Source organism: Brevundimonas sp. SL161 (assembly GCF_049896985.1).
Taxonomy (GTDB): domain Bacteria; phylum Pseudomonadota; class Alphaproteobacteria; order Caulobacterales; family Caulobacteraceae; genus Brevundimonas.
In genome coordinates, this window is record NZ_JAFCVJ010000032.1 from 1 (window position 1) to 24,812 (window position 24,812).

The following is a 24,812-nucleotide window of genomic DNA, read 5'->3' on the forward strand; positions in this document are numbered from 1 at the left end:
CGAGGCCAGCTGCACCCGGGCCTGGACCTCGCCGGTGTTGGGGTTGAACACATCGGCGAACCGGCCCGAGGCGCCGGTGAAGGACGCGCCGTCGATGAAATGGTTGATGTCGCGCATGGCTGCGTTCCCTGAAGTCTGAGTGTTCTTGATTGGCGGGCGGTTTAGCGCGGTCGGGCGAGAAACCCAATGCTTCCCTCTCCCGGTGGGAGAGGGCTTGAGCGTCCAGGAGCGAAGCGATTGGAAACGCGAAAGGGTGAGGGTTGCGCCTTACCGGTGAGGCCGAACCCTCATCCGTCCGCTTCGCGGCCACCTTCTCCCACCGGGAGAAGGAAGAGGATTATCTGGTCCCGCCCGGCACCCATTTGACATCGCCCGCGCCATTGGCGTTGGCGCGGCGGGCGGCGACGAACAGGTGGTCGGAGAGACGGTTCAGATAGCGGACCGCCTCGGGGGTCACCGGAGTTCCGGTCTCGGCCAGACGGATGGCTTCGCGTTCGGCCCGGCGGGCCACCGTGCGGGCCAGATGCAGGTGGGCCGACAGGGGCGAGCCGCCCGGCAGGATGAAGCTGTCGAGCGACTTCAGGCTCTCGTTCATCCAGTCGATCTCGGCTTCCAGCCGGTCGATCTGGGACTGGACGATGCGCAGGGCCTCCCATTTCGGCGGCGGATCGAGCGGGGTGGCGAGGTCTGCGCCGAGGTCGAACAACTCGTTCTGGATCCGGCCCAGCATGGCGTCGATACGGTCGTTCTGGCCCGAATGCAGCCGGGCGACACCAATGACGGCGTTCAGTTCGTCAACTGTCCCGTAGGCCTCGACACGGGGATCGGACTTGGACACGCGGGCACCGGACGCCAGGCCCGTGTCGCCGCCGTCGCCGGTGCGGGTGTAGATCTTGTTGAGGACGACCACGCCCTCAGCCCCCGTGCGTGGATTTCCACCACAGACCGGTCATCAGCAGCACGATGGCGGTCGCCTGCAGCGCCACCCTTAGCCGCATAAGCTTGTTGGAGTTGGACCGTGCGTAGTCGCCGCCGCGATACAGCGAATAGATGCCGAACCCGAGGGTGATGGCGACCGCACCGATGGCGATCAGGACGAGGATGTCGAAGACGTTCATGGCGCCAACCTAGGCCTCTCCAGACGCCTGCGCCAGCGACCGACGGCGCGACTCCTTACCGCTGTTCAGCTTCGGCTAACCCTGCTTCTCGGCGCGATCCTAACCTTTGCCCTGGACTGTAGCGGGTCAGGAGCCTGAATGACCGACCGCTCGATCCGCAATCTGGACAATCTGAGGGCCTCCGCGTCGACCGCGCGGGTGCTCAACCTGCTGCGGGTCAGTCATGAGCACGGTCGCACCGATAGCTGGCGCGCGGCCCCCCTGTTCCAGAACCCGACCCTGAACCGCAGCCTGATCATCAAGCACCGGTTGCGCAGGAACGAGATCGACGAGTTCCGGGTGCGCCGATACGTCGCCACCAAGATCATCCTGCCCATCGACGGTTCGGACCTGCGAGCCGGCGGCCGCTATCTGTTCGTGGATCAGGTCGGGTTCGACGGGATGCTGGAGCAGTCGTTCGGCATCCGGCCGTCGCATCCGGACCGCAGAATCCTGTCGCTGATCGACGAATTGCCGAGCCTGGACCCCTTCCTGCTGCGCGAGCAGCTGCGTCGCAACGGCCACATGCCGGCCCCCTGCTACTTCAACGTTTCCGAAGCCGACCTGATCCGGATGGCGGACTTCGTGGCCAGAGAGATCACGCCGCTCGTCGACCTTAGCCTGGGACCAGACATCGATCTCGCGGCTGACAATCCCGTGGCGCGCCTGACCGCCAAGATCATGTCGAACTCGGCCGGCGAAGACATGAGCGCGCTCGGCCAGACCTTGATGCTGGCGCCGGAGGAGTATGAGGAGGGCGTCTTCTGCTGGAAGGGCTTCCTCTATTACAAATGGGCGCTGCAGACGATCACCGGCGACATCGGCTGGGTGGTGGACAGCGTTCGCCGCGTCCGCCCCCGGGGCCGCGTGGGCGCCGAGCAGCACGCCGCGATCGACCGCGCGAAGGAACAGGTCCGCCGTCGCATCCATCTGACCTGCGAGGCCACGGCCGACATGCTGCGGGTCTATGACGACGCCTTCCGGGGGTTGACGCTGGAGGGCAAGCCGACCGCCTTCCGGGACTTCCTGCGGGATGCGCCGATCCTGTTCGCACGGCTGGGCGAACGTCTGGGCGCCATCCAGCACATCGTCAGCTTCTGGCGTTACCGGATGAGCGGCGACAAGTCAGCGCCGGGGGCGGAGGAACTGCTCGACCTGCTCGCGGACTTCGAAACCAGCCTGTCCGGCCGCGAACGACCGGACGTGCTCGCGCTGGCGGCTTGAAAAAGCGCGCCTCCTCCCCGCTCGCCGCTTGGCGAAGGGGGAGGAGGATGCGAGCCGCCTGCAAGCAGACGGAAGGGGTATTCGTGCGCGCAGAAAGATCCCCTCCGTCACTCCGCTACGCTGCGAGCCACCTCCCCGCGCCTGCGGCGCAGGGAGGATACCCGCTATCTTTCCTTAGTAGCGGTAGGCTTCCGGCTTGAACGGGCCTTCGGTCGGCACGCCGATGTAGGCGGCCTGTTCCTTGTTGAGGACGGTCAGCTTGGCGCCCAGCTTGGCCAGGTGGAGCATGGCGACCTTCTCGTCGAGGTGCTTGGGCAGGGTGTAGACCTGGTTCTCATAGGCCTTGATGTTGGTCCACAGTTCGATCTGGGCCAGGGTCTGGTTGGTGAAGGACGCCGACATCACGAACGAGGGGTGGCCCGTGGCGTTGCCCAGGTTCACCAGACGGCCTTCCGACAGCAGGATGATCTTCTTGCCGTCCGGGAACTCGACGTGGTGGACTTGCGGCTTGATCTCGTCCCACTTGAAGTTCTTCAGGCCGGCGACCTGAATCTCCGAATCGAAGTGACCGATGTTGCAGACGATGGCGTTGTTCTTCATCGCCCGCATGTGATCGACCGTCAGGACGTCCAGGTTGCCCGTGGCGGTGACGAAGATGTCGGCCTCATGGGCCACGTCCTCGACGGTGACGACCTCATAGCCTTCCATGGCGGCCTGAAGGGCGCAGATCGGATCGACCTCGGTGACCTTCACGCGGGCGCCGCCCTGGCGCAGCGAGGCGGCCGAGCCCTTGCCCACGTCGCCGTAGCCGCAGACCACGGCGACCTTGCCCGACAGCATGACGTCGGTGCCGCGACGGATCGCGTCGACCAGCGATTCACGGCAGCCGTACAGGTTGTCGAACTTCGACTTGGTGACGCTGTCATTGACGTTGATGGCGGGGAACGGCAGGTCGCCCTTCTTGGCCATTTCGTACAGGCGGTGGACGCCGGTGGTGGTCTCTTCCGACACGCCGCCGATGGCGTCGCGGATGGCCGAATAGAAGCCGGGCTTCTCGGCGATGTAACGCTTCATCACCTTGTAGAGGGCTTCCTCTTCCTCGTTCTGCGGATCGGACAGCAGCGACAGATCCTTCTCGGCCTTGGGGCCGAGCACGCAGAGCAGGGTGGCGTCGCCACCGTCGTCGAGGATCAGGTTGGGATAGCCGCCGTCGGCCCATTCGAAGATCTTGTGGGCATAGTCCCAGTATTCTTCCAGCGTCTCGCCTTTGGTGGCGAAGACCGGCGTGCCGTTGGCGGCGATGGCGGCTGCGGCGTGGTCCTGGGTCGAGAAGATGTTGCACGAGGCCCAGCGGACGTCGGCGCCCAGGGCTTCCAGCGTCTGGATCAGGACGGCGGTCTGGATCGTCATGTGCAAGCTGCCGGCAATGCGGGCGCCCTTGAGGATCTGTTGCGCGCCGAACTCTTCGCGCAGCGCCATCAGGCCCGGCATTTCGGTTTCGGCGATGGCGATCTCTTTATTGCCGAAGGGGGCGAGCGAGATGTCGCGGACGATATAGTCGGTCATGAAGGCGGCTCCTTGAGCGCGGCAGGGTTCGAAGATTGCGCGCGCATATAGCCCGCGAAGGGACATAGGGCAAGAATCATATAAGGATGTCTTTATATGATCTATTTCTTCACCCGCGAGGGAGGAATAGGCTCCGCCCATTCCCCTTGTCGCCTCGGCATGCCTAAACTCGTTCAAACAGGGGAGTTCGTTCATGAAGGCTGTGATCGCGGGGGCCATTTTCGCCGTGCTGACGGGAACCGTGGCGGCGGCCCAGGACGGGACCACCGCTCCGGCCGCCGGCGCCGTCACCCTGGTCCAGGCGGGCCATCTTCTGGACCGTCCGGGGCAGGCGCCGCGCGGTGCCTCCACCGTCGTCATCCGCGACGGCAAGGTCGAGTCGGTCCGGGACGGCTTCGTCGGCGTCGAGGCCTATCCGGCTGCGACCGTCGTCGACCTGCGCGACCGGTTCGTCCTGCCCGGCCTGATCGACAGCCATGTGCACCTGACCTCCGACCGCGCCGGTCAACAAGGCTTGCTGGCGAACTTCACCGACAGTTTGCCCGCCCGCGCCTATGAGGCGGCCGGCAACGCGCGCGACACATTGATGGCCGGCTTCACCACCGTGCGGAACCTCGGCGACTCGGGCGGCGTCACCCTGGCCCTTCGCGACGCCACCGCCCGGCACGAGATCGCCGGCCCGCGCATCATCGACGCGGCCGAGTCTATCTCGACCACATCGGGCCATATGGACGGCCGCCTCAGCCTCGCCGACGACGTGCGCGAGATGATGGGCGATCAGGAGAACGTCTGTAACGGTGTCGAAAGCTGCCGTGAGGCCGTGCGCATCCAGGTCGGGCGCGGCGCTGACGTCATCAAGATCGCCACCACCGCCGGGGTGAACAGCCGCATCGGCGCCGGCCTCGGGGTGCAGATGTTCGAGGACGAGGCACGCGCCCTGATCGAGACGGCCCACCTGTACGGCAAGAAGGTCGCCGTCCACGCCCACGGCGCCGACGGCATCGACCTGGCCCTGCGGCTCGGCGCAGACTCCATCGAACACGGCACCATTTTCGACGAGGACACCATCCGGCTGTTCCGTGAGAGCGGCGCCTACTATGTGCCCACGCTCTCGACCGTGAACGGCTATCGCTCGCGCCTCGCCGCCGACCCCAATGCCTATCCACCCGAGGTCCTGCCCAAGATCCTGTGGCGTATCTCGATCACCGGCCAGTCGCTCCAGGTCGCCTATCCCGCCGGCGTCCGCATCGCCTTCGGCACCGATGCGGGCGTATCCCTGCACGGCCGCAACGCCGACGAGTTCGAACTGATGGTCCAGTACGGCATGACGCCCATGGCTGCGATCCAGGCCGCCACCGTCAACGCCGCCGACCTGCTGGGCCTGTCGACGGAGGTCGGCACGCTGGAGCCCGGCAAACGCGCCGACCTGATCGCGGTCGAGGGGGACCCACTGGCGGACGTCACCGTGCTGAAGTCGGTGGGGTTCGTAATGCGCGACGGGCGCGTTTACCGGAACGAGGAAAACTAGGCCCGGCCTTGCGTCCGGTCGCAGGCTGAGTCACGACCCCGCCCATGACCGATCTCAGCCCCCCCCGCCACGACTGGACCCTGACCGAAGTCGAGGCCCTGTTCGCCCGTCCGTTCATGGAACTGGTGTTCGAGGCCGCGACCGTTCATCGCCGCTGGTTCGATCCGTCGGAGGTGCAGAAGTCCCAACTGCTGTCGATCAAGACCGGCGGCTGCGCCGAGAACTGCGGCTACTGCTCGCAATCGGCCAGCTTCGACACCGGACTGAAGGCCGAAAAGCTGATGGACACGACCGCCGTCCTCGCCGAGGCCATGGCCGCGAAGGCGGGCGGCGCGTCGCGCTTCTGCATGGGCGCGGCCTGGCGCGAGCTGAAGGATCGCGACACGCCGAAACTCGCCGCCATGATCTCGGGCGTGAAGGCGCTCGGTCTGGAAACTTGCGCGACGCTCGGGATGCTCACCGCCGATCAGGCGAAGCAGCTGAAGGCGGCCGGGCTCGACTATTACAACCACAACCTCGACACCGGGCCGGAATACTACGCTCAGGTGGTGACGACCCGGACCTATCAGGATCGTCTCGACACCCTGGAGCACGTCCGCGACGCCGGGATGTCGACCTGCTGCGGCGGCATCGTCGGCATGGGCGAGAGCCGGCGGGACCGCGCAAGTCTGCTCCACGCCCTCGCGAGGTTGCCAGCGCATCCTGACAGCCTGCCGGTCAACGCCCTGGTGCCGGTCACCGGCACGCCCCTGGGTGAGCGGGTCCTGAAAGAGGGCGAGATCGATCCGATCGAGTTCGTCCGCACGGTCGCCGTCGCCCGCCTGGTTTGCCCCCGCGCCATGGTCCGACTGTCGGCCGGACGCGAGACCATGAGCCCGGAAATGCAGGCGCTCTGCTTCCTCGCCGGCGCCAACTCCATCTTCGTCGGCGGCAAGCTGCTGACCACGCCCAACCCGGAACAGGACGAGGACGCCCGGCTGTTCTCCCTGCTGGATCTGAAGCCGATGGAGCCCGCGCGGGTCGAGGCGGCGGCTTAGACGAAATCTCCCTTCCACCCCGGGGAAGGATTTTCGCGCAACGACGCGGTGGGGAGGACCGTGCGATGGGGATGCAGGCCCGTGAGGTTTGCCTTGCCGCCCCCCCCCGGTCTTCGCTGCGCTTCGACCACCCCCCCCAAACAGGGAGGGAGACATTTCACGCAAACCCGCCCTTAACCGCCTCCATGTGACAAGGGGCGCATGAAACGTCGCGCCCTTCTCGTCGCCCCGCTCGCGCTCGCCGCAACCCCCGCCCTTGCTTCGAGCGGCGGCGGTGGTGGATCAGGCGGCGGCTATGTCCGCTATCCCACCGTCACCGCCACCACGATGCGTGCCGACGGCCGCCGGGGCGTGATGACGGTAGAGACCGGGGTCGACGCCCCTGACGCCGCCCTGAAACTCCGCGCTGAACAGTCACAGCCACGCATGCGGGCGGTGTTCAACATCCTGGTCCAGCGCGAGGCCAACACCCTGCTGCCCGGCGGCGTACCGAACGTCGAACGCCTGGCCGCCCAGCTGCAATCGGCGACCAACATCATCATGGGCCGCCGGGGCTGCCACCTGCTGCTCGGCACGGTGATGATCGTCTGACGGCTTGACGTCAGCCAAGGCGTGAGGCCCCTTGCGGCGATGCGCATCCTCGCCCTTACGACGACACTAATTCTGGCGGCCTGCGCGAGTACGCCGCCCCCTCCCCCTCCACCGCCCTCGGGGCCCGGCGCCCCGGTCCTGCGGGACTGGCGCAGCATCATCACCGCCATCGACCGCGACCGCTATGCCCGCAGGGACGCCGCCTGGCGCCTGGCGCTGGAGCAGGCTCGCCGCCAGCCCGGTTCGGGCGATCTCTCCTCGCTGGGAGACCTGATCGAGAAGGACGCGGCGCGCAACAGCGTCGCGCCCCCGCCCGGTGACTACCGCTGCCGCACCGTCAAACTGGGCTCCCAGGGCGGAGAGACCGGCCTCGGCTTCGTCGTCTACGGCTGGTTCGACTGCCGCATCGAACAGACGCCGCGCGGCCTGAAATTCTCCAAGACCACCGGCTCCCAGCGCCCCTCCGGCCTGCTGTTCCCCGAGGACGCCCGCCAGATGGTCATGCTGGGCTCGATCGCCCTCGCCGCCGAGCCGCCCGCCAACTCCTATGGCCAGCGCCCGGACCGCGACATCGTTGCCGTGCTGGAGCGGATCGGCGAGGCGCGCTGGCGCCTCGTTCTCCCCTGGCCCCAGAACGAGTCCAACCTCGACCTGATCGAACTGGTCCCCAACTAAGGTGCCCGGGACCGTCGCCGTCGTCGGCGCCGGACCGACCGGTCTTGCCCTCGCCCTGATGCTGGCGCGTCAGGGCCGGCGCGTCGTGGTCCACGAGCGATTCGACGAACCGCGCCCGATCGGCGCCGGCTTCATGCTCCAGCCGACCGGCCTGCATGTGCTCGACCGCCTCGGCCTGACGAACAGGGTCAAGGCGCTCGGCCAGCCCCTCGAACACATCTTCGGCCGCGAGGCGCGTCGTCGCCGCGTCGTGCTCGACGTCAGCTACGCCGACCTGAAGTCGCCCCGCCCCGACGGCGTCAACGCCCTGGGCGTCCACCGCGCCGCCATCTTCCAGGTCCTTTACGAGGCCTGCCTGGCCGGGGGCGTCGCGTTCGAGACCCGCCGGGACATCGCCGCCGCGGCCGACGGCTGCCTGACCGAGGCCAGCGGCAAGACCGGTCCCGCCTTCGACCTGGTCGTAGACGCGTCGGGCGCCCGCTCCCCCGTCGCCCGCGACCTCCTGGCGAAACAGGGCGGACGGCGACAGGAACTCGAATGGGGCGCCCTGTGGGCCACCGTCCCCTGGCCCGGCGATCAGTTCGACGCCACGGCCCTGGAACAGGTCTATCGGGGCGCCTCGCGCATGATCGGCATCCTGCCCGTGGGCGCCCGCCCCGACAATCCCGACCGGCTCGCCACCTTCTTCTGGAGCCTGAAGCCCGCCGACCACGACTATTGGCTGCGCGCCGGGATGGAGCGGTGGAAGGCCGAGGTGCGCGGCCTGTGGCCCGAGGTCGCTGGCCTGCTGGAAACCATTCCCGATCCCGAGTCCCTGACCCTCGCCCGCTACGGCCACCACACCCTGCCGTTGCCTGTCGCCGACCGGCTCGCCGTCGTCGGCGACGCCGCCCATTCGACCAGCCCGCAGCTCGGACAAGGGGTGAACATGGGCTTGCTGGACGCCCTAACCCTGGCCGAGGCGCTGGCGACCCACGCCGAGCTGGACGAAGCGTTGCTGGCCTACGCCCGCATCCGTCGCTGGCATGTGCGCCTGTATCAGGGGCTGTCGATGGGCTTCACCCCCTTCTACCAGGCCGACGGCCAGGCCCTGCCCTGGGTCCGCGACCATGTACTGGGCAAGCTCGCCCGACTGCCGTTTGCGCCGCGGATCCTGGCCGCGACCGTGTCGGGGGTGCTGCTGGATCCGCGACAGAGCCCAGGCGAACGGGACGGCTACCCTATGGTCAAGGCTCCCTGACGTCAGCGCCGCCGCCGACACGGATCGCCGGACGCCGCCGGTCTGGATCGAACAGCATCGGCCACTCGCTTCACCTCGGACCCGATCCACTTGACCTCGGGACTGAATATCTAGCGGACGGCGTCCATCTCGGCGGCGATAGTGGCCGCCGCCATTACCGGGTTCTCGGCCGCGATCACCGGCCGCGCCACCACCAGATGGGTCGCTCCGGCCCGGAGCGCGTCGGCGGGCGTCGCCACCCTCTGCTGGTCGCCCAGGTCGCCGCCGGCCGGGCGCACGCCGGGGGTCACGATCAGGAAGTTCGGACGCCCGGCCTCGATGGCGATCTCGCGCACGCGGGCGGCCTCCAGGGGGCTGGAGACCACCCCGTCAACGCCGCAGTCGAGGGCCTGACGCACCCGCGCCTCGACCAGGTCGGCGGCCCTGGCCGAATAGCCGATCTCCTTCAGGTCCTCATCCGAGAGGCTGGTCATGACGGTGACGGCGAGGATTTTCGTGGCATGGGCGCCCCGCCCCTTGACGGCCGCCCGCATCACCTGCGGCTCGGCGTGGACGGTCAGCAGGTCGCAGCCGCCCTCGGCGACCGAGCGCGCCGCGCCCTCCACCTGGGCCCCGATGTCATGCAGCTTCCAGTCCTGGAACACCGTCTTGCCCATGGCGCGCAGTTCGTGAGCGAAGGCGACGCCGCCCGGGCGCGCCAGAAGCGTCAGCCCGACCTTGTAGCTCTCGACCCCGTTGCCGATCCGCTGGACCAATTCACGGGCCGCTTCGAGCGACGGCAGATCCAGCCCGACGATCAGGCGCGGGTCGGACAGAAGAGGCGAGGTCATCGACGGGCTCCGCGTGACCGGCTAGACCCGGCGCACAGGGGTGCGTCGGCGGACCGGCGTTCAATGATGTAGGCTAGGAACAAGGCAATGGACGCGCTCGATCTGGGGGTCAACCTGTTCGTGGCCCTGTTCGCCCTGGTCGATCCCATCGGCAACATCCCCATCTTCGCCGCCGCCACGGCCGGCGCCAGCGCCCGCCAGCGGTTGTCGGTCTCGGCCCTGATCTGCCTGTTCATCGCCGCCTTCCTGGTCTTCTTCTTCTTCACCGGCCTGTGGCTGCTGCAGTTCTTCGGCATCTCGCTGGCGGCGTTCAGGATCGCGGGCGGCATCCTGTTGCTGCTGTTGGGTCTGGACATGACGCGCGGCGACTTCCTGACCATGTTCGCCGACAAGGACGCCCTGACCGATGCCCAGGACGTGCGCGGCTACGCCAGTCGCCGGTTCAAGCGACTGATCGTCCCCTTCGCCATTCCGCTGCTGATCGGACCGGGCGCCATCTCGACCATCATCATCCAGGCCGGCGAGGCGACCAAGCTGGGCTACGCCGGGACCATTGCGGGGCTTCTGGCCATCGGCGCGGCGGCACTCGCCACCTTCATCACCTTCGCCGCTACCGGACCGATCAGCCGGGTGCTGGGCGACGTCGGAATGGCGATCATCGTGCGGGTGCTGGGCCTGATCCTGTGCGCCCTGGCGATCCAGTTCATCCTCGCGGGTCTGGGCGAGGCCCTGCCGGGCATGTTCGCCATCGGAGTGACGGCGCCCTATCCGGCAGGCGGGCACTGACCCTGTCTCTCTCCCATTTATGGGGAGGGAGAAAGCCAGCACTAGAGCAGCGAGAGCCTGATCCACGCTTTCGACAGAAGCGCGCAGCGCTTCCGTCTCAAACGATCACTCTCTAGGTCAGGTCTGACGGCTTGAGCCTGGTCCCGGCAGCGATACGCCGCGTGGCCGTCTTCCCCACCACATCCCTCTGCTTCGCCGCCGAAATCCCGTCTCCTGGACGGAGCGCGATCAGGTCGTCGGCAGCCATCACCGCTCCCGCCGCGATGTCCCGCGCCGCGAACAGACTGCGGCGGGCGACAGTCATGATCTCGCGCTCGGCCTGCACCGGGCGTTTGACGCCGTCGCCAAGCGAGGCCTCGACCGAGCGGATACCGGCGATCAGGCGGGCGAGGCCGTCCGGGTCCATCGACATGGCGTGGTCGGGACCGGCCAGGTCGTTGTCGAGGGTGAAATGCTTCTCCACCACCGTCGCCCCGCGCGCCACTGCGGCCAGGGACACTGCGTCGCCGAGCGTATGATCCGACCAGCCGATCGGCCGTCCGAAGGCTTCTCGCAGAGTATCCATGGCCCGCAGGTTCGCGTCCTTCGCCGGGGCCGGATAGTTGGACACGCAGTGCAGGATGGTCAGGGGCGGATTTCCCGCCGCCTCGATCCAGCCGACCGCCTCGGCCACCTCGTCCAGGGTGCTCATGCCGGTGGACAGGATGACCGATCCGCCGTGGTCGGCCGCCAGCCTGGCCACGCCGCGCACGAAGGGTTCGTTGGTGATCTCGCCCGAGGCCAGCTTGAACTTCGTCATCCCGATCCCGGCCAGGAAGGCGGCGCTGTCGAGGTCGAAGGGCGAGGACATGAACTCGATGCCGAGGACGCGGCAGTGGTCAGCGATGCGGGCGAAATCGGCGTGGGGCAGCTCGAACCCCTTCAGCATCTCGACGGCCGACGGCGCCCCGGCGTTGGCCTTCTGGTATTCGGCCAGGGGGGCGTCGACGGCGATCACCTTTTCGGTCGTGAACGTCTGGAACTTGACCGCGTCGGCCCCGGCCCGGTGCGCGATCTCGACCAGCCGCAGAGCCAGGCCGAGGTCCCCGTTGTGGTTCACTCCGGCCTCGGCGATGAAGAAGACAGGAGCAGTCATTTCGCCTCCAGCGGCCGGGCGGGATTGCCGACGACGGTGACGCCCGGCGCCACATCCTTCGTCACCACCGCCCCCATGCCAATGACGCAGCCGCGCCCCAGCACCAGCGGCTTGTCGGGCGTCCCCTGGCGGATCATCGCCCCCGTGCCGACATAGACGTGATCCTCGACCAGGACATTGCCGTTCAGACTGACCCGGGGCGCGAAGGTGACATAGTCTCCGATCACGCAGTCATGGGCGACATAGGCGTAGATGTTGCACTGGAACTGGCGCCCTATCCGGGCGTCGGCCGTCACCGTGCTGAAGGGCTGGAACACTGCACCGGGTCCGCAGTCGAGGTCCTCGGGGAGCAGGACATTGTCCGCCTGAATCGACAGGGGCAGGCATCCGGCCGCCTCCAGCCGTTCGGCGATCGTCTGGCGCACGGCCCCGTCGCCGATCGCGAGGGCGAAATGACGGTCGCCTTCCAGGGCCACGAACTCTGCTTCGGAGAGAACGGGAACCGCGTTGACGGACTCCCCGCCGTGGCGGTCGACGAAGACGATCCGGCCGGGCTCGATCTTCAGCTCGGAACGATGTCTGAGGAAGGCGCGGGCGACCGGCAGGAGTTCGCGCGCGAAACCGCCCGTGCCGATGATGCCGAACGTGGGGCCTGTATGCGCCATCCTCCGGTGTTCCGTTGATTTGCCGCCTGACTCAAGCGACGCGGCTCAAATCCGCTTCAGCCGACGCGCATGGCCCGCCACCATGTTGAGCGCCAGGCCATCCGGCAGCAGCTTGGCGAGCGCGGCGAGGACATTGTTCATCGCCCCGGGCGTCACCCTCGGCCGATCCGCCTCGCAGGCGTCGTAGGCGACCCGGGCCACATGCTCGGCCGTCTGCCACATCCATGGGGGATAGGCGGAGGACACCTGCTCGCGCGAACCGTTGACGTCGTGGAACTCCGTCAGGGTGTAGCCGGGACACAGGGCGGTGACGTGCACCCCGGTCCCGCGCGTCTCCAGCCAAAGGCCCTGGGACGCCTTGATCAGGAAGGATTTGATCGGGCCGTAGAGGGTGTCGCCGCCGGTCGCGGGCATCTGGCCGGCGAGAGAGGCGACGTTGATGATCCGCCCGAAGCCGCGCTCGACCATGCCCGGCAGCAGAAGCCTGGACAGAGCGACGGGCGCCGACAACATGACCTGGACCATGGCCGCATGCTGGGCCGGGTCGGTGGCGAGGAAGCCCTTCGTGCGCGAGAAGCCGGCGTTGTTAATCAGGCCGTCGACGACAAGGCCGCGCGCCGCGATGGCCTCGACAAGCCGGGCGGGCGCCTCGGGCTCGGCGAGGTCGGCGGTGATCACGGTCGAGGCGACGCCATATCGGGCGACGATGTCTGCGGCCAGCACCGTCAAGGCCGCCTCCCGGCGCGCGGTCAGGATCAGGTCCCAGCCCTTTTCGGCATAGACGCGAGCCAGGGCGGCGCCGATTCCTGCCGAAGCTCCCGTAATGAGGATGGCGCGCTTCATTTCCTTCGTCACCCTCCGGCGAAGCGCAGCAAAGACCGGAGGACCCGGCGGCGCGCGTGAGCGCGAAACTGTCGCACACTGCGGCGCAATAAATCTCGCGCGAAAACTTGCCTTCGGCGCCGCGGGTCCCCCGGTCTGCGCCGCGAAGTCGCGCCTTGCCGGAGGATGACGAAAGAAAGGTTCGCTAGGCCGCCACAGCGCCGGCGGCGCGGATCGCTTCAGCGCAGGCCGGGTGCTCTTCCAGACCATCGAGAGCTGTGGACTTCTCAGCCAGCAGATCGGCGATGGTGATCTTTCTCAGCGAGTCCGACGCGGCCTGGTCGGCCAGGGTCAGGACCTTGGCCACCTGACGCGGAATATGCTCCCCGATAGGGCAGCCTTTGGCGCCCAGGGGGGGCGACCCGAGGTGGGCGCAGCCGTTTACCGCTTTCAGAACTTCATCCAGCCGGATCTCTTCCGGCTGCCGCAGCAGCCAGGATCCGCCGGACGCGCCGGGACGGGTGGCGATCAGCCCCGCCTTGGACAACAGGGCGGTGACCCGGCGGATGACCACGGGATTGGTCGGCACCGAGGCCGCCAGAATAGCGCTGGGGCAGGCATGGGCGGCGTCATACGCGCCCTTGTGGGCCAGATAGGCCAGGGCGTGGGCGGCGACGGGAAAGCGTTGACTGTCTGACATTTTTGTCCGGTTCCAGTCCTCAAGGTAGGCGCCCGGGACGGGATTCACAAATCCCGGCCGATTGCCGGCCGAACACGGTGCAACTGAAACCGTTTCCATGCGATTGAACCGACCGCGGAATGAGCCTACAGGCCCTCCGCTTTGATGGGCCCGCCGACCGCGGCGCCCGGAGGATATTCATGGCAGGGGACGCATCCCCCGGTGACGGCGCTTCCCCCGCCCCGCCTGCTCCGTCGACCGCTTCCAGGTCCGCGCCCGAGAACGGCCATGCGGGCGCCCCCGCCGCGCACGGCGTGGGCAAGGCCGGCTTCTGGGGCCTGACCATCGGCGCCATCGGCGTGGTGTTCGGCGACATCGGCACCAGCCCCCTCTACGCCCTGCGCGAAGCGATCGGCCATGCCCAGCGGGGCATAGGCGGCGAACTGGCCGTGATCGGCGTCGTCTCCCTGGCCTTCTGGGCCCTGATGGTCGTGGTGACGTTCAAATACGTGCTGTTCCTGATGCGCGCCGACAACAAGGGCGAGGGCGGCACCCTGGCCCTGATGGCGCTCGCCACCCACGCGATCGGCCGGCGGTCGGCCTGGATCTTCATCCTCGGGGTCTGCGGCGCGGCGCTGTTCTATGGCGATGGCATCATTACGCCCGCCATCTCGGTGCTTTCGGCCATCGAAGGCGTGAAAGACGCTCCCGGCGTAGGCACGCGTCTGGACGCCTTCATCGTGCCGATCGCCGCCGCCATCCTGATCGGCCTGTTCATGGTCCAGTCGCGCGGCACGGCCAGCCTGTCGAAATATTTCGGCCCGCTGACGGCGATCTGGTTCCTGTCGCTGGGGGCGCTGGGTCTCTACCACATCTTCGACGACCTCTCGATCCTGCGCGCCCTGTCGCCCCACTACGGCGTCATGCTGCTGATTAACGACGGCCTTCTCGGCTTCATAATCCTGGGCAGCGTCTTCCTGGCCGTCACCGGGGCAGAGGCCCTCTACGCCGACATGGGCCATTTCGGAAAGGCGCCGATCCGCACGGGCTGGCTGTGTTTCGTCCTGCCCTGTCTGACCCTGAACTATCTGGGCCAAGGCGCCCTGATCCTCGCCGAGCCCGGTGCGGCGGAGAACCCCTTCTGGTCGATGGTGCCCGAGTTCGCCTACTGGCCGATGCTCGCCCTCGCGACCATCGCCACCGTTATCGCCTCACAGGCCGTCATCACCGGCGCCTTCTCGGTGACCCAGCAGGCGGTCCAGCTCGGACTCCTGCCCCGCATCGACATCCGCTTCACCTCCGAGACCCAGGCCGGCCAGATCTTCGTCCCGGCGGTAAACACCTTCCTGATGATCGGGGTGCTGGTGCTGCTGTTCGTGTTCCAGAGCTCGCACAACCTGACGGCGGCCTACGGCGTCGCGGTCACCGGGGTGATGCTGATCAACACCCTGATGAGCTATTCGGTCATCACCAAGAAGTGGAAATGGCCGCTGTGGGCGACCCTGGGCGCGCTCGTTCCGTTCGGCTTCATCGACAGCGTCTTCCTGACTTCCAACCTGCTGAAGATCCCCGACGGCGCCTGGCTGCCGCTGGTGCTCGGCGCAGTCCTGGTACTGATCATGTGGACCTGGACGCGGGGGTCCCAGATACTCTCGGCCAAGTCCAAGAAGGACAGCCTGCCTCTGACCGACCTGATCGAGATGCTGCGCGCCCGCCCGCCGCATCGTTCGCCGGGGACGGCCATCTTCCTGACCTCGGACCCCGATGTCGCGCCGGTCGCCCTGATGCACAATCTCAAGCACAACAAGGTGCTGCACGAGAAGAACGTCATCCTGACCGTGCGCACCACCGACCGGCCGCGCGTGCATGAGAGCGAGCGCGTGCTGATCGAACCGATCAACGACGACTTCAAGAAGATCACCCTGAGCTACGGCTTCATGGAGAGTCCGGTCGTGCCTCGCGCCCTGAGCCAGTGCCGCAAACAGGGGCTGAAGTTCGACATCATGTCGACCAGCTTCTTCCTCGGCCGCCGCTCGGTCGTGCCCTCGGCGACGCAGGGGATGCCCTTGTGGCAGGACAAGCTCTACATCTTCCTGATGCGCAATGCGGCCAACCCGACGGACTTCTTCCACATCCCGCCCGGGCGCGTGGTCGAGCTCGGCACACAGGTTTCGGTGTGAGCGGGGGAACGCCCAAGGGCAAGAACTCGGGCGCGCGCGGGCGCCGCATGGCCGACAAGGCGCGCGGGCCTCGCCGCGAGCCGATCGTTCGCACGGCAGAACCGGACGGCGCGGCCGATATCGGCGTCGAGGCGCGCATCGCCGCCGGCGTCCTGCTGAACGCCGCGCTCGAGCGCCGGAACGGGCTGGACGAGGCCATGGCCTTGCCGGAACTGAAGTCCCTGCCCGGTCCCGACCGCGCCTTCGCCCGCGCCGTCGCCATGGCCGCCCTGCGTCGCCTGGGTGAGATCGACGCCATCCTGAATCGACGCCTGCAGAAGTCGCCGCCCGAGGCCGTGCGCACCATCCTGCGCGTCTCGCTGGCGCAGACGCTGGTGCTGGAGACCCCGGCGTTCGCCGCCGTCTCCACAGCCGTGAAACTGGCCGAGCGCGACGCCAAGACCCGCCCCTACAAGGCGCTGGTCAACGCGGTCCTGCGCGGCATCGAGCGCGAAGGCCCTGGTCTGACCACGGCCGAATCCAACCTGCCCGACTGGATCGCGGCGCGCTGGAAACAGGCCTATGGCGCGGCGACCCTGGCTGCCATCGCGCTCGCCGCCCGCGACGAGCCGCCGACCGATCTCAGCCTGAAGCCCGGCGAAGACGCGCAGGCTCTCGCCGACGCCATCGAAGGAACCGTCCTGCCCGGCGGGACCGTGCGTTCGGGGGTGCGCGGCGATGTCGCGGCTTGGCCCGGCTACGAGACCGGCGGCTGGTGGGTTCAGGATGCCGCCGCCGCCGTGCCGGCCCGCCTGCTGGCCCCCAAGGCCGGCGAGACTGCTCTGGACATGTGTGCAGCCCCCGGCGGCAAGACGCTGCAGCTCGCAGCGTCCGGCGCGACCGTGACGGCGCTCGACAGGTCCGAACCGCGCCTGCGTCGTCTGCGCCAGAACCTGGAACGTACCGGACTGATCGCCGAGATCGTGGTCACGCCCGGCGAGGACTGGAAGGACCCGCGCACCTTCGACGCCGTCCTGCTGGACGCGCCGTGCACCGCCACAGGCACCCTGCGTCGCAATCCTGAAGTCCTGCGCGCCACCAAGCCCGCTGAGGTGGCGAAGCTTGCCGATGTCCAGCACCGGCTGCTCGACGCCGCAGCCGAGCGCGTCGCGCCGGGCGGTCGTCTGGTCTACTGCGTCTGCTCGCTGGAGCGGGAAGAGGGCGAGACCCAGGTCATCGCCTTCCTGCGCCGCAACCCGGCCTTCAGGACCACGCCCGCCGATCCGGCAGCCCTGGGCGCTCCGGCCGAGGCCCTGACGCCCGAAGGCTGGCTGCGCATCCTGCCCTCGATGTGGGCCGAGAACGGGAGCCTCGACGGCTTCTTCGTCGCCCGACTGGACCGACTCTAGGCCGCCGCCCTCGATCGATCATCCTCAACCGATCCCGGGGCGCGGAGGTCGATCGTCCTGCTGTGATGGTCGCGGCAGCCCGGGACACGCGGACTCTCGCGCGGTCAGCGCCACGGCGACGACAGGCAGAACGAAGCCCATGACGCATCCTCCGGAGCCGGAGGATGCGTCATGGGCGGTGTCATCGTAATCTTGAGATTGTTGTTCGCAGAGAGACTACTCGCCTTCGGCGCGAGTCTCGGCCTTCTTTCGCGGGGCCCGACGCTTGGGCGCGGGCGTTTCGCCGTCGTCCGACGGGGCGGACGCCTGTGCGACGGGAGCAGCCGAACGGGTCAGGAAGCCGGGCAGGCTCTGTGTCGTATCGGCCTGCGCCTCGGCGCGCGGCGCACGGGTGCGACGAGCCGGACGTTCCACCTGTTCCGGCGCGGCTTCCGCCGGAGCGGCGTCGACCGGCGGCGTATAGGTCACCGGTGCGGTGGAAGCGATGAAATCGCCGCCTTCGCGCGCGTTCTCCGAACAAGGGCCGTCGGTGCGGCCCTCATTGCGTCCGCCTTCGTAACGCCCGCCCTCGGAGCGACCGCCTTCGGAGCGACCGCCTTCGGCCTCTTCATAGGTGCGGGTGTCGGGCGTACCGCCTTCGGCTTCATAGCGGCGGTTGCGTTCCTCGCGACGACGCTCCCAGCGTTCGCGGCGGGTCTCACGGCGACCGCCTTCGCCCTGGACGTCGCCGTCGGCGCGCGGCTGGCCGCCGTCCTGGCTATCGCGGGGCTGGCTATCGCGGGGCTGGCTATCGCGGGTCTGGTTGTCGCGGGGAGGACGCGGGGTCCATTCGCGGTCGCGATTCTGGCCGTCGCGGTTCTGGTTCTCGTCGCGAGGCGGACGCGGCGTCCACTCGCGTTGCTCGCGCGGCTGCTGCGCCCCCTGGGCGGCCTCGGCGTCGCGGGCGTCGCTCTGCTGCTGGATGCGGTCGGCGGCCTGTTGCGCGGCGAGGAAGGCGGCGGCCTGGGCCCCCGTCTCGTCCTCGAAATCGATGTCATAGCCCTGGTTGGACAGTTCGCGCGCGGCGATCTCGCTGACCGGCCTTTGCGGCTGCAGGGCGCGCAGGACGCGGAAATAATGTTCGGCGTGCTGGAGGTAGTTCTCGGCCAGAACCCGGTCACCCGACGAACCGGCGTCGCGGGCCAGTTGTTGGTAGCGCTCGTAGACGGTCTGGGCGTTGCCGCGGACCTTGATGTTCTCGGGACCCTGCGAGTCCCACGAACGGTTCGGGTTCGCCGCATTGGCATTGCCGCCACTGCCGCCACCGGGTTTCCGGTTGCGGCCGCGCTGGCGCTTCATGCCCTTGAAATCTCGCATCGAGGCTTACCGTGCTGGTTTGGCGTGTCCCTGCGCGACTGTGGCGAGGGGGTCAGGCCGGTTGTCTGTGGTTCCGGTTCGCTTGGGGGCCAATCCCCGGCGGCGATATTATCGGAAGGGTCTTCGTCGCCCGTCGTGGTCCGCAGGCGATGAACACCGCCGACCTTCACGCGCGTCCCGGCCGAGCGTCGCTGGACCTGAGACGGTTCAACGAGATGCGGAAGGGAGGGAGACAACCAAGGACTTAGCGCGCGCCGGGGAGGTTTCCAAGAGGTTTGTTTGCGGCCTCGCCTCCGCGTTCGCCGCTTCGCGAATGGGGAGGCGACATCAACCTCAGCCCTGACGGATCGGCGTCGTTCGCGGATCCGGACCGTTGGTCACCACACGGTGCCGGTCGCCCAGGTCCTTGACCACCTTGACACCCGTCAAACCGGCAGCCTCGAACAACGCCTTGACCGCCTCGCCCTGGTCCCAGCCGATCTCGACGGCGAAGACTCCGCCGGGCTTGAGGATTCGGGCGATCTCCGGCGCGAGGTCGCGATAGGCCTGCAACCCGTCCGGCCCGCCGTCCAGCGCCAGGACCGGATCGTGGTCGCGCACCTCGGGGTCCAGGGCGGGGATATCGTCGGACGGGATATAGGGCGGATTGGAGACGACCAGGTCGAAGCTGTGGTCGCCGAACCCTGCCGCCCATTCGGTGCGCAGGAAGGCCGCGCGGCCGTCGAGGTCGAGGTTGGCGGCGTTTTCCTTCGCCACGGCCAAAGCTTCCGACGAGATATCCGTCCCGACGCCATGCGCGCCCGGCCGGTCGCCCAGCACTGCGAGCAGGATAGCGCCTGACCCCGTCCCGAGATCGATGACGCTGAAGGCCTGGGCCGGTTCGAAGGCCAGCAGGGCGACGTCGAGGATGGTCTCGGTGTCCGGACGTGGGCTGAGCACGTCGGGGGTGACGTTCAGCATGATCTTCCAGAAGCCCTTGCGGCCCAGGATGCGCGATACCGGCTCGCGGCGTAGGCGGCGTTCGACATAGCCGGCCAGGGTCGCCGACTGGTCGGGCGTCAGCGGCCGGTGCGGATCGGTCAGGATGTCCAGCCGGCTGGCGCCGGTCGCGGCCTCCAGCAACAGGCGGGCATCGATGGCCGGGCTGTCGATGCGGGCGGCCTTCAACGCGCCTTGCGCACCCTTCCAGGCGGCGACGAGGGTGGTGGGTTCGGTCATTCAGCAAAGCTCCGCGCGGTCGCCGACGGTCAGCGCGCCGCTGGTTCCGACCGAAAGATAGAGGCCACACCAGCGGTGGCCGTAAAGGTCATGGAGAGCGGACAGCACATCGATGTCCCGCGTTCCTGTTTCGGGGCCCACATGGGTGGCGACGCAGCGAACGATCGGCTTGATCACCGTCAGCCTCGCCCCGCCGAGCGCCAAGTCGCGCCCGACCCAGTCGTTCTCGGCCCAGGCGGGCCAGCCCTCGACCCAGACGTTGGCACGGAACCGCAGGGGGTCGACCGTGACGCCCAGCCGTGCGGACAGGTCGCGCACGCTGGCAAGGTTCAGCACCGAGACCGCCCCCGCGGGATCGTCCATGAACCGATGTCCGCCGCCGCCCAGGAGGCGCAGCGGCGCGGTCGCCGCCTCGCCGAGGAAATCGGTGAGCCAGTCCTCCAGCCGCCGGTCGTCCTCGGGGTCGCCGAGTTTCACCGACAGGTTTGGCGCGCCCTCGCTCGACACATGCAGGGTATCGGTCGTCTCGTCCCACCGTGTGCGAACCCGCGCGATCTCCGGCAGTCGCGCCAGCACAGTGAATCGCATCTTCGAGATATGAGCCGGAGCCCGCGGATCGAAGCCCGATGGCCCGACCTCGACGGCGCGCAACCGGTCGCCGGGAAAGGCCTGGCCGGCCGTCAGCATCGCCCGCTCCAGCGGCTCGGGCGTGAAACCCTTGACCGGATGGCGGCACAGGGCGGCGACAGATGCGGAAGAAGTCTCGGCCACGGCCGGTCAGTGCCCCAGCGAGCGAATTCAGGCAAGGTGAAGCTCAGCCGGAACACGGCCCGCCGCTGGACCGTTGACCCGCCGATGCAACTCCCCTCTCCGATCCGGCCTTCCCCGCCCCGCACCCTCATTTCCGGCCCCTGGGCCTTCGTTGGCGCGATCGTCGGGGGTCTCGCCGCCGGGGCCGGGGCCGCGCACCTCATCTATACCCAGGGTCACAAATACGGGGTCGAACTGAGGCCCCGCCGGCCCGAACCGACGCCGCCCCGGCCGCCGACGCCGGAAGATTACGAGGCCCGCGAGCCCGGTCGCGGGCGCATGGCCGAACGGCCCCATCAGATCCCGCACAAGGGCTGGACCGACATCGCCTGGCGCGTCGGCGGCTCCTATTTCGGCGACCGCGTCGGATTCGTTTCGGGCGGGGTGACCTTTTTCATCCTGCTGTCGCTGTTCCCGGCGCTGGCGGCGTTCGTCACCATCTACGGCCTGTTCGCCGATCCGAACGACGCATCGGGGCGGATCGCCTTCCTCTATTCGGTGCTGCCCTCGAACGTCGCCCAGTTCATCAATGCCGAGCTGACGCGACTGGCGGCGGGCTCGACCGGCCAGCTGACCTTCACCCTGGTCTGGACCCTGGCCCTGTCGCTGTGGACGGCCAACAACGGCATCAAGACATTGTTCTACGGGCTTAATGTCGCCTACCACGAGGTCGAGCGGCGCAATATCGTCCAGTATAATCTGCTGGGGTTCGCCTTCACCCTGACGGGGCTGGCGGCGGTGCTGATGACCGCGGCCCTGGTCGTGGGCGTGCCGATCGCGCTGGGGGTCTTCGGCCTGGCGGACGAGTGGGAGAGACTGGCCCCCCTGCGCTGGCCGTTACTGTTCCTCGGCTACGTCGGGGCTCTGACGGTCATCTATCGCTTCGGCCCCTGCCGCCAGCGGGCCCGCTGGCGCTGGCTGACGCCAGGGGCGCTCTTCGCGGCGACCCTCAGCGTGATCGTGTCCTTCATCTTCAGCTGGTATCTGACGAACTTCGTGCGGCTGGACTCCTACGGTCCGCTGGCGACCGCCATGGGCTTCCTGCTGTGGACCTGGATTTCCGTTCAGGTGATTCTGATGGGCGCCGAGGTGAACGCCGAGATCGAGCACCAGACCGCCATCGACACCACCACCGGCTCGCCTGCGGCGATCGGAGAGCGCGGCGCGGTCATGGCCGACAGTATCGGTCCGCGTCGCGGCAGCCCCGCCGCCCTGACCTTCACCCTGAAGTACGCAGAGGCCCTGGCCGACCGCCTGTCGCGGCGGCGAAGCCGCCCGCGCCTCTGAGCGGAGTCGCAAAATCGGTCGGTTCGCCTTATCTCTCTGTCTATGAGCAACAACTTTCGCCCGACCACCCTCGAACGCGCCTACGAACTCGCCCGCAGCGGCGAGTGCCGCACAGTCGGCGACATCAAGACCCGCCTTCAGCAGGAGGGGCACGAGCGTGTCCAGGATCGCCTGTATGGCGGCTCGCTGACGTCCGCCCTGCGCAAGCTCTGCGTCGCCCATTACATCGCCCCGGAGGGAGGGGAGGAAGCGCCCGCGTCGGCTGATCCCGACCTCGAAGATGACGATGAGGACGGCCCGGTTCCGGCCTGACGAATCGCCGAATCAAGACTCAGGTTGTGCACAGGGCGTTTTGCGTCCATATGAGCGCCGTCGATCTCTCTGCGTAACGCCCCTCTCTCTTTGCGAACGCACCGAGTTTCTGGCCGATCCCATTCAGACCCGACAGGCTTCAGGCGCTCTTGCCTGATGCAAACTGCTAACGGAGGTCCTTAAAATGGCTACCGGCACTGTCAAATGGTACAACTCCACTAAAGGCTACGGCTTCATCGAGCCCTCGGACGGCGGCAAGGACGTGTTCGTGCACGTTTCGGCCGTTGAAGGCGCAGGCATGAACGGCCTGAACGAAGGCCAGAAGGTCTCGTACGAAGTCGAACGCGACCGTCGCACCGGCAAGGAATCTGCTGGTCAGCTGAAGGCCGCTGAATAGTCCTTCACGGATTTTTCAAGTGACCAGAGCTTGATCGGCTGAGGAGAAATCGCTTCGCGATTTTACTGATGCCGTCGATCAAGCTCCAGAGTTTAGCGAGAGCATGATTCACGCTCTCGCCAAATCCGCTACGCGGATTTGTCTCAAACGATCATGCTGGAGCGGGGTCGGGGCGAAAGCCCCGGCCCCGTTTTCGTATCCGCGACCCGGCGTGCGCTTGCTCCATCCCGCCGTGGCGCGTAATCGCGCTGACGATGTTCGGCCTCGCCAATCCCGCCCGCTTCATGAGTTTCACCCGGCCGCTGACGCCGGTGCTCTGGGCGATCGCGGCCGTTCTGCTGCTGGTTGGCGTCTGGCTGAGCTTCGCGGCGCCCGGCGACTATCAGCAGGGCGACACCGTTCGGATCATGTTCGTGCATGTGCCGGCCTCAACGCTCGGCCTCGGCGCCTATGCGGCGCTCGGCGTTTCCAGCTTCTTCGCCCTGGTGTTCCGCCATCCGCTGGCCGACGCCGCCGCCCGCGCCGCCGCCCTGCCGGGCGCGGCCTTCACGGCGCTCGCCCTGATCACCGGTTCCCTGTGGGGCCAGCCGATGTGGGGAACCTGGTGGGTCTGGGATGCTCGCCTTACCTCGGTGCTGGTGCTGTTCCTCTTCTACCTCGGATACATGGCCCTCAGAGCCTCGATCGACGACGAACAGAAGGCCGCCCGCGCGGCCGCCGTCCTCGGTCTCGTCGGCCTGATCAACCTGCCGATCGTCAAGTTCTCGGTCGACTGGTGGAACACCCTGCATCAGCCGGCCTCGCTGCTGCGCGCGGGCGGATCGAGCCTCGACCCTGTCTTCCTCGCCCCGCTGCTGATCATGATGGCGGCTTATGGGGCCCTGTTCCTGGCCATCTGGCTGACCGCGATCCGCACCGAGATCACCCGCCGTCGGGTTCAGACCCTGCGCGCCCGACAGGCGTTGGAAGCATGAGGGAGCCAGCCTGATGCCAGATCTCGACATGAGCCCCTACGCCGCCTTCGTCTGGCCCGCCTGGGGCATCAGCGCCCTGGTGCTCGGCGCCGTCATCGCCGGGACCGTCTCGGCTTCGCGCAAATGGAAGGCCGAGCTGAAACGGCTTGAGGACGACGGCGAAGCCGTGGCTCAAGGGGCGCAAAGCGCGATAGGCGACCAAAAATGAGCCGATGGTTTTCGATTGTGCCGCTGGTCGTCCTCGCCTCGCTGGCGGCCCTGTTCATCGGCTGGTCGCTGAAGCGTGATCCCGCGTTCAAGCCGGACGCCCTGGTCGGCCAGACGGTGCCCGAGACCGTCCTGCCCATCCTTCAGGACGGCGTGGCCGGGCCCCAGAACGTCGACATCCGCACGGCCGGCGTCGGCAAGCCGATGATCGTCAACGTCTTCGCCAGCTGGTGCGCTCCCTGCCGCCTCGAGCATCCGCGCCTGCTGGCCCTGGAGGCGCAGGGGATCGCCATCGTCGGAGTCGCCTACAAGGACGAGCCCGAGGCGGCCCAGGCCTTCCTCGACGAACTGGGCGACCCCTTCGCCATGGTCCTGGTCGACCGGGAAGGCCGCGCTGGCCTCGACCTCGGCGTTTCAGGCGTTCCGGAAAGCTTCGCCGTCGACGCCATGGGCCGCATCGTCGCCAAATCCTCCGGCCCTTTGCTGACCGACGAGGATGTCGAGCGCCTGACCTCGGCGCTGGTCGCCCCGTCCCGGCCGCTGCCGACGGCGACGACGCTCGATGAAGCGCAAGAGCGGCGCGACGCCGCGAACTAGGTGATGTGGACAAAGTGAATTCCCAAATCGCTTGATCGCTGATTCAAGGCTGTTCTTTGCGGAGAGCAGCCATGGTTCGTGGTTTGATGTCGGATGCGGAGTGGGCGTTCTTCGAGCCGTTCGTGGTCGAGAAGGGTCCGAGGCGAGGGCG

General features: G+C 67.8%; 27 protein-coding genes. 15 read left to right on the forward strand and 12 right to left on the reverse strand.

Going from position 1 to position 24,812, the window contains the following annotated elements; all coding sequences use genetic code 11:
• From ACP7AU_RS15510 to ACP7AU_RS15520, 3 genes are all read right to left on the reverse strand, one after another.
• Positions 1–117 (reverse strand): hypothetical protein (locus ACP7AU_RS15510; protein WP_426039459.1); only part of this gene is annotated, 117 nt, incomplete at its 3' end.
• Between the two features lie 220 nt (positions 118–337).
• Positions 338–910: a cob(I)yrinic acid a,c-diamide adenosyltransferase gene (locus ACP7AU_RS15515; RefSeq protein WP_426039456.1), complete on the reverse strand. Its 573-nt coding sequence runs from the start codon at positions 908–910 to the stop codon at positions 338–340.
• A 4-nt stretch (positions 911–914) separates the two neighbouring features.
• On the reverse strand, positions 915–1,118 hold the full coding sequence (locus tag ACP7AU_RS15520) for a twin transmembrane helix small protein (protein ID WP_425991169.1): 204 nt from the start codon (positions 1,116–1,118) through the stop codon (positions 915–917).
• A gap of 138 nt (positions 1,119–1,256) precedes the next feature.
• On the opposite strand from ACP7AU_RS15520, the gene ACP7AU_RS15525 reads away from it, so the two are divergent.
• A complete protein-coding gene (locus ACP7AU_RS15525) occupies positions 1,257–2,381 on the forward strand; it encodes a hypothetical protein (RefSeq protein WP_426039455.1) in 1,125 nt (374 codons plus the stop codon).
• A gap of 174 nt (positions 2,382–2,555) precedes the next feature.
• On the opposite strand, the gene ahcY is transcribed toward ACP7AU_RS15525, so the two are convergent.
• Positions 2,556–3,947 (reverse strand): adenosylhomocysteinase, encoded by a 1,392-nt coding sequence (ahcY, locus tag ACP7AU_RS15530; RefSeq protein WP_426039454.1) that lies wholly within the window; start codon positions 3,945–3,947, stop codon positions 2,556–2,558.
• A gap of 193 nt (positions 3,948–4,140) precedes the next feature.
• On the opposite strand from ahcY, the gene ACP7AU_RS15535 reads away from it, so the two are divergent.
• The 5 genes from ACP7AU_RS15535 to ACP7AU_RS15555 all read left to right on the forward strand — a co-directional run bounded on the left by ACP7AU_RS15535 (position 4,141) and on the right by ACP7AU_RS15555 (position 9,018).
• Positions 4,141–5,475: an amidohydrolase family protein gene (locus ACP7AU_RS15535; protein WP_426039453.1), complete on the forward strand. Its 1,335-nt coding sequence runs from the start codon at positions 4,141–4,143 to the stop codon at positions 5,473–5,475.
• A gap of 44 nt (positions 5,476–5,519) precedes the next feature.
• A complete protein-coding gene (gene bioB / locus ACP7AU_RS15540) occupies positions 5,520–6,512 on the forward strand; it encodes a biotin synthase BioB (protein WP_426051980.1) in 993 nt (330 codons plus the stop codon).
• A gap of 201 nt (positions 6,513–6,713) precedes the next feature.
• Positions 6,714–7,103 carry a Tat pathway signal protein gene (locus tag ACP7AU_RS15545; RefSeq protein WP_426039451.1) on the forward strand — a complete coding sequence of 130 codons (390 nt, stop codon included), beginning with the start codon at positions 6,714–6,716 and terminating at the stop codon, positions 7,101–7,103.
• A 39-nt stretch (positions 7,104–7,142) separates the two neighbouring features.
• Positions 7,143–7,778, forward strand: a complete 636-nt coding sequence (locus ACP7AU_RS15550) for a DUF4893 domain-containing protein (RefSeq protein ID WP_426039450.1) — start codon at positions 7,143–7,145, stop codon at positions 7,776–7,778.
• Position 7,779: 1 nt separating this feature from the next.
• The gene (locus ACP7AU_RS15555; RefSeq protein WP_426039449.1) at positions 7,780–9,018 is read left to right on the forward strand and encodes an FAD-dependent oxidoreductase; all 1,239 of its coding nucleotides are present in this window, start codon (positions 7,780–7,782) and stop codon (positions 9,016–9,018) included.
• A gap of 110 nt (positions 9,019–9,128) precedes the next feature.
• On the opposite strand, the gene pyrF is transcribed toward ACP7AU_RS15555, so the two are convergent.
• A complete protein-coding gene (pyrF, locus tag ACP7AU_RS15560) occupies positions 9,129–9,848 on the reverse strand; it encodes an orotidine-5'-phosphate decarboxylase (protein WP_426051981.1) in 720 nt (239 codons plus the stop codon).
• A gap of 87 nt (positions 9,849–9,935) precedes the next feature.
• Between pyrF and ACP7AU_RS15565 the strand changes: the two genes are divergently transcribed.
• Positions 9,936–10,634, forward strand: coding sequence for a MarC family protein (locus ACP7AU_RS15565; protein WP_426039447.1), 699 nt, complete (start codon positions 9,936–9,938; stop codon positions 10,632–10,634).
• Between the two features lie 112 nt (positions 10,635–10,746).
• On the opposite strand, the gene neuB is transcribed toward ACP7AU_RS15565, so the two are convergent.
• From neuB to ACP7AU_RS15585, 4 genes are all read right to left on the reverse strand, one after another.
• A complete protein-coding gene (gene neuB / locus ACP7AU_RS15570) occupies positions 10,747–11,769 on the reverse strand; it encodes an N-acetylneuraminate synthase (RefSeq protein WP_426039446.1) in 1,023 nt (340 codons plus the stop codon).
• Positions 11,766–12,434: an acetyltransferase gene (locus tag ACP7AU_RS15575; protein ID WP_426039445.1), complete on the reverse strand. Its 669-nt coding sequence runs from the start codon at positions 12,432–12,434 to the stop codon at positions 11,766–11,768. Before ACP7AU_RS15575 ends, neuB begins: the two co-directional genes overlap by 4 nt.
• A gap of 45 nt (positions 12,435–12,479) precedes the next feature.
• Entirely contained in the window at positions 12,480–13,277 is a 798-nt protein-coding gene (locus ACP7AU_RS15580) for an SDR family NAD(P)-dependent oxidoreductase (protein WP_426051982.1), read from the reverse strand.
• A gap of 184 nt (positions 13,278–13,461) precedes the next feature.
• Positions 13,462–13,956, reverse strand: a complete 495-nt coding sequence (locus tag ACP7AU_RS15585) for an Rrf2 family transcriptional regulator (protein WP_426051983.1) — start codon at positions 13,954–13,956, stop codon at positions 13,462–13,464.
• A gap of 179 nt (positions 13,957–14,135) precedes the next feature.
• Here ACP7AU_RS15585 and ACP7AU_RS15590 point away from each other — a divergent pair, with 179 nt between their 5' ends.
• Together ACP7AU_RS15590 and ACP7AU_RS15595 are read left to right on the forward strand one after the other, a co-directional pair.
• Positions 14,136–16,115 carry a potassium transporter Kup gene (locus tag ACP7AU_RS15590; RefSeq protein WP_426039442.1) on the forward strand — a complete coding sequence of 660 codons (1,980 nt, stop codon included), beginning with the start codon at positions 14,136–14,138 and terminating at the stop codon, positions 16,113–16,115.
• A complete protein-coding gene (locus ACP7AU_RS15595) occupies positions 16,112–17,503 on the forward strand; it encodes an RsmB/NOP family class I SAM-dependent RNA methyltransferase (protein WP_426039441.1) in 1,392 nt (463 codons plus the stop codon). The genes ACP7AU_RS15590 and ACP7AU_RS15595 overlap by 4 nt, the downstream gene beginning before the upstream one ends.
• A gap of 216 nt (positions 17,504–17,719) precedes the next feature.
• Here the strand turns inward: ACP7AU_RS15595 and ACP7AU_RS15600 are convergent, their stop codons facing one another.
• From ACP7AU_RS15600 to ACP7AU_RS15610, 3 genes are all read right to left on the reverse strand, one after another.
• Complete coding sequence (locus ACP7AU_RS15600) at positions 17,720–18,859, reverse strand: DUF4167 domain-containing protein (protein WP_426051984.1); 1,140 nt, start codon at positions 18,857–18,859, stop codon at positions 17,720–17,722.
• Between the two features lie 333 nt (positions 18,860–19,192).
• Positions 19,193–20,077 (reverse strand): peptide chain release factor N(5)-glutamine methyltransferase, encoded by an 885-nt coding sequence (gene prmC / locus ACP7AU_RS15605; RefSeq protein WP_426039439.1) that lies wholly within the window; start codon positions 20,075–20,077, stop codon positions 19,193–19,195.
• Positions 20,078–20,848, reverse strand: coding sequence for an MOSC domain-containing protein (locus ACP7AU_RS15610; RefSeq protein ID WP_426039438.1), 771 nt, complete (start codon positions 20,846–20,848; stop codon positions 20,078–20,080).
• 84 nt (positions 20,849–20,932) lie between these two features.
• On the opposite strand from ACP7AU_RS15610, the gene ACP7AU_RS15615 reads away from it, so the two are divergent.
• The 6 genes from ACP7AU_RS15615 to ACP7AU_RS15640 all read left to right on the forward strand — a co-directional run bounded on the left by ACP7AU_RS15615 (position 20,933) and on the right by ACP7AU_RS15640 (position 24,661).
• On the forward strand, positions 20,933–22,174 hold the full coding sequence (locus tag ACP7AU_RS15615) for a YihY/virulence factor BrkB family protein (protein ID WP_426051985.1): 1,242 nt from the start codon (positions 20,933–20,935) through the stop codon (positions 22,172–22,174).
• A gap of 42 nt (positions 22,175–22,216) precedes the next feature.
• Positions 22,217–22,486 carry a hypothetical protein gene (locus ACP7AU_RS15620; RefSeq protein ID WP_426051986.1) on the forward strand — a complete coding sequence of 90 codons (270 nt, stop codon included), beginning with the start codon at positions 22,217–22,219 and terminating at the stop codon, positions 22,484–22,486.
• Between the two features lie 184 nt (positions 22,487–22,670).
• A complete protein-coding gene (locus ACP7AU_RS15625) occupies positions 22,671–22,883 on the forward strand; it encodes a cold-shock protein (protein WP_298158945.1) in 213 nt (70 codons plus the stop codon).
• 254 nt (positions 22,884–23,137) lie between these two features.
• The gene (locus ACP7AU_RS15630) at positions 23,138–23,857 is read left to right on the forward strand and encodes a heme ABC transporter permease (protein ID WP_426039435.1); all 720 of its coding nucleotides are present in this window, start codon (positions 23,138–23,140) and stop codon (positions 23,855–23,857) included.
• Between the two features lie 13 nt (positions 23,858–23,870).
• Complete coding sequence (ccmD, locus tag ACP7AU_RS15635; RefSeq protein WP_426039434.1) at positions 23,871–24,065, forward strand: heme exporter protein CcmD; 195 nt, start codon at positions 23,871–23,873, stop codon at positions 24,063–24,065.
• A complete protein-coding gene (locus ACP7AU_RS15640; RefSeq protein WP_426051987.1) occupies positions 24,062–24,661 on the forward strand; it encodes a DsbE family thiol:disulfide interchange protein in 600 nt (199 codons plus the stop codon). Before ccmD ends, ACP7AU_RS15640 begins: the two co-directional genes overlap by 4 nt.
• Positions 24,662–24,812: the final 151 nt, after the last annotated feature.

What these genes read in the sequence shown, in the direction of transcription:
- ACP7AU_RS15520 (WP_425991169.1), bottom strand. Translation starts at nt 1,118, where the DNA reads ATGAACGTCTTCGACATCCTCGTCCTGATCGCCATCGGTGCGGTCGCC.
- ACP7AU_RS15525 (WP_426039455.1), top strand. Translation starts at nt 1,257, where the DNA reads ATGACCGACCGCTCGATCCGCAATCTGGACAATCTGAGGGCCTCCGCG.
- ahcY (WP_426039454.1), bottom strand. Translation starts at nt 3,947, where the DNA reads ATGACCGACTATATCGTCCGCGACATCTCGCTCGCCCCCTTCGGCAAT.
- ACP7AU_RS15535 (WP_426039453.1), top strand. Translation starts at nt 4,141, where the DNA reads ATGAAGGCTGTGATCGCGGGGGCCATTTTCGCCGTGCTGACGGGAACC.
- bioB (WP_426051980.1), top strand. Translation starts at nt 5,520, where the DNA reads ATGACCGATCTCAGCCCCCCCCGCCACGACTGGACCCTGACCGAAGTC.
- ACP7AU_RS15545 (WP_426039451.1), top strand. Translation starts at nt 6,714, where the DNA reads ATGAAACGTCGCGCCCTTCTCGTCGCCCCGCTCGCGCTCGCCGCAACC.
- ACP7AU_RS15550 (WP_426039450.1), top strand. Translation starts at nt 7,143, where the DNA reads ATGCGCATCCTCGCCCTTACGACGACACTAATTCTGGCGGCCTGCGCG.
- pyrF (WP_426051981.1), bottom strand. Translation starts at nt 9,848, where the DNA reads ATGACCTCGCCTCTTCTGTCCGACCCGCGCCTGATCGTCGGGCTGGAT.
- ACP7AU_RS15565 (WP_426039447.1), top strand. Translation starts at nt 9,936, where the DNA reads ATGGACGCGCTCGATCTGGGGGTCAACCTGTTCGTGGCCCTGTTCGCC.
- neuB (WP_426039446.1), bottom strand. Translation starts at nt 11,769, where the DNA reads ATGACTGCTCCTGTCTTCTTCATCGCCGAGGCCGGAGTGAACCACAAC.
- ACP7AU_RS15575 (WP_426039445.1), bottom strand. Translation starts at nt 12,434, where the DNA reads ATGGCGCATACAGGCCCCACGTTCGGCATCATCGGCACGGGCGGTTTC.
- ACP7AU_RS15580 (WP_426051982.1), bottom strand. Translation starts at nt 13,277, where the DNA reads ATGAAGCGCGCCATCCTCATTACGGGAGCTTCGGCAGGAATCGGCGCC.
- ACP7AU_RS15585 (WP_426051983.1), bottom strand. Translation starts at nt 13,956, where the DNA reads ATGTCAGACAGTCAACGCTTTCCCGTCGCCGCCCACGCCCTGGCCTAT.
- ACP7AU_RS15590 (WP_426039442.1), top strand. Translation starts at nt 14,136, where the DNA reads ATGGCAGGGGACGCATCCCCCGGTGACGGCGCTTCCCCCGCCCCGCCT.
- ACP7AU_RS15600 (WP_426051984.1), bottom strand. Translation starts at nt 18,859, where the DNA reads ATGCGAGATTTCAAGGGCATGAAGCGCCAGCGCGGCCGCAACCGGAAA.
- prmC (WP_426039439.1), bottom strand. Translation starts at nt 20,077, where the DNA reads ATGACCGAACCCACCACCCTCGTCGCCGCCTGGAAGGGTGCGCAAGGC.
- ACP7AU_RS15615 (WP_426051985.1), top strand. Translation starts at nt 20,933, where the DNA reads ATGCAACTCCCCTCTCCGATCCGGCCTTCCCCGCCCCGCACCCTCATT.
- ACP7AU_RS15620 (WP_426051986.1), top strand. Translation starts at nt 22,217, where the DNA reads ATGAGCAACAACTTTCGCCCGACCACCCTCGAACGCGCCTACGAACTC.
- ACP7AU_RS15625 (WP_298158945.1), top strand. Translation starts at nt 22,671, where the DNA reads ATGGCTACCGGCACTGTCAAATGGTACAACTCCACTAAAGGCTACGGC.
- ACP7AU_RS15630 (WP_426039435.1), top strand. Translation starts at nt 23,138, where the DNA reads ATGTTCGGCCTCGCCAATCCCGCCCGCTTCATGAGTTTCACCCGGCCG.
- ccmD (WP_426039434.1), top strand. Translation starts at nt 23,871, where the DNA reads ATGCCAGATCTCGACATGAGCCCCTACGCCGCCTTCGTCTGGCCCGCC.
- ACP7AU_RS15640 (WP_426051987.1), top strand. Translation starts at nt 24,062, where the DNA reads ATGAGCCGATGGTTTTCGATTGTGCCGCTGGTCGTCCTCGCCTCGCTG.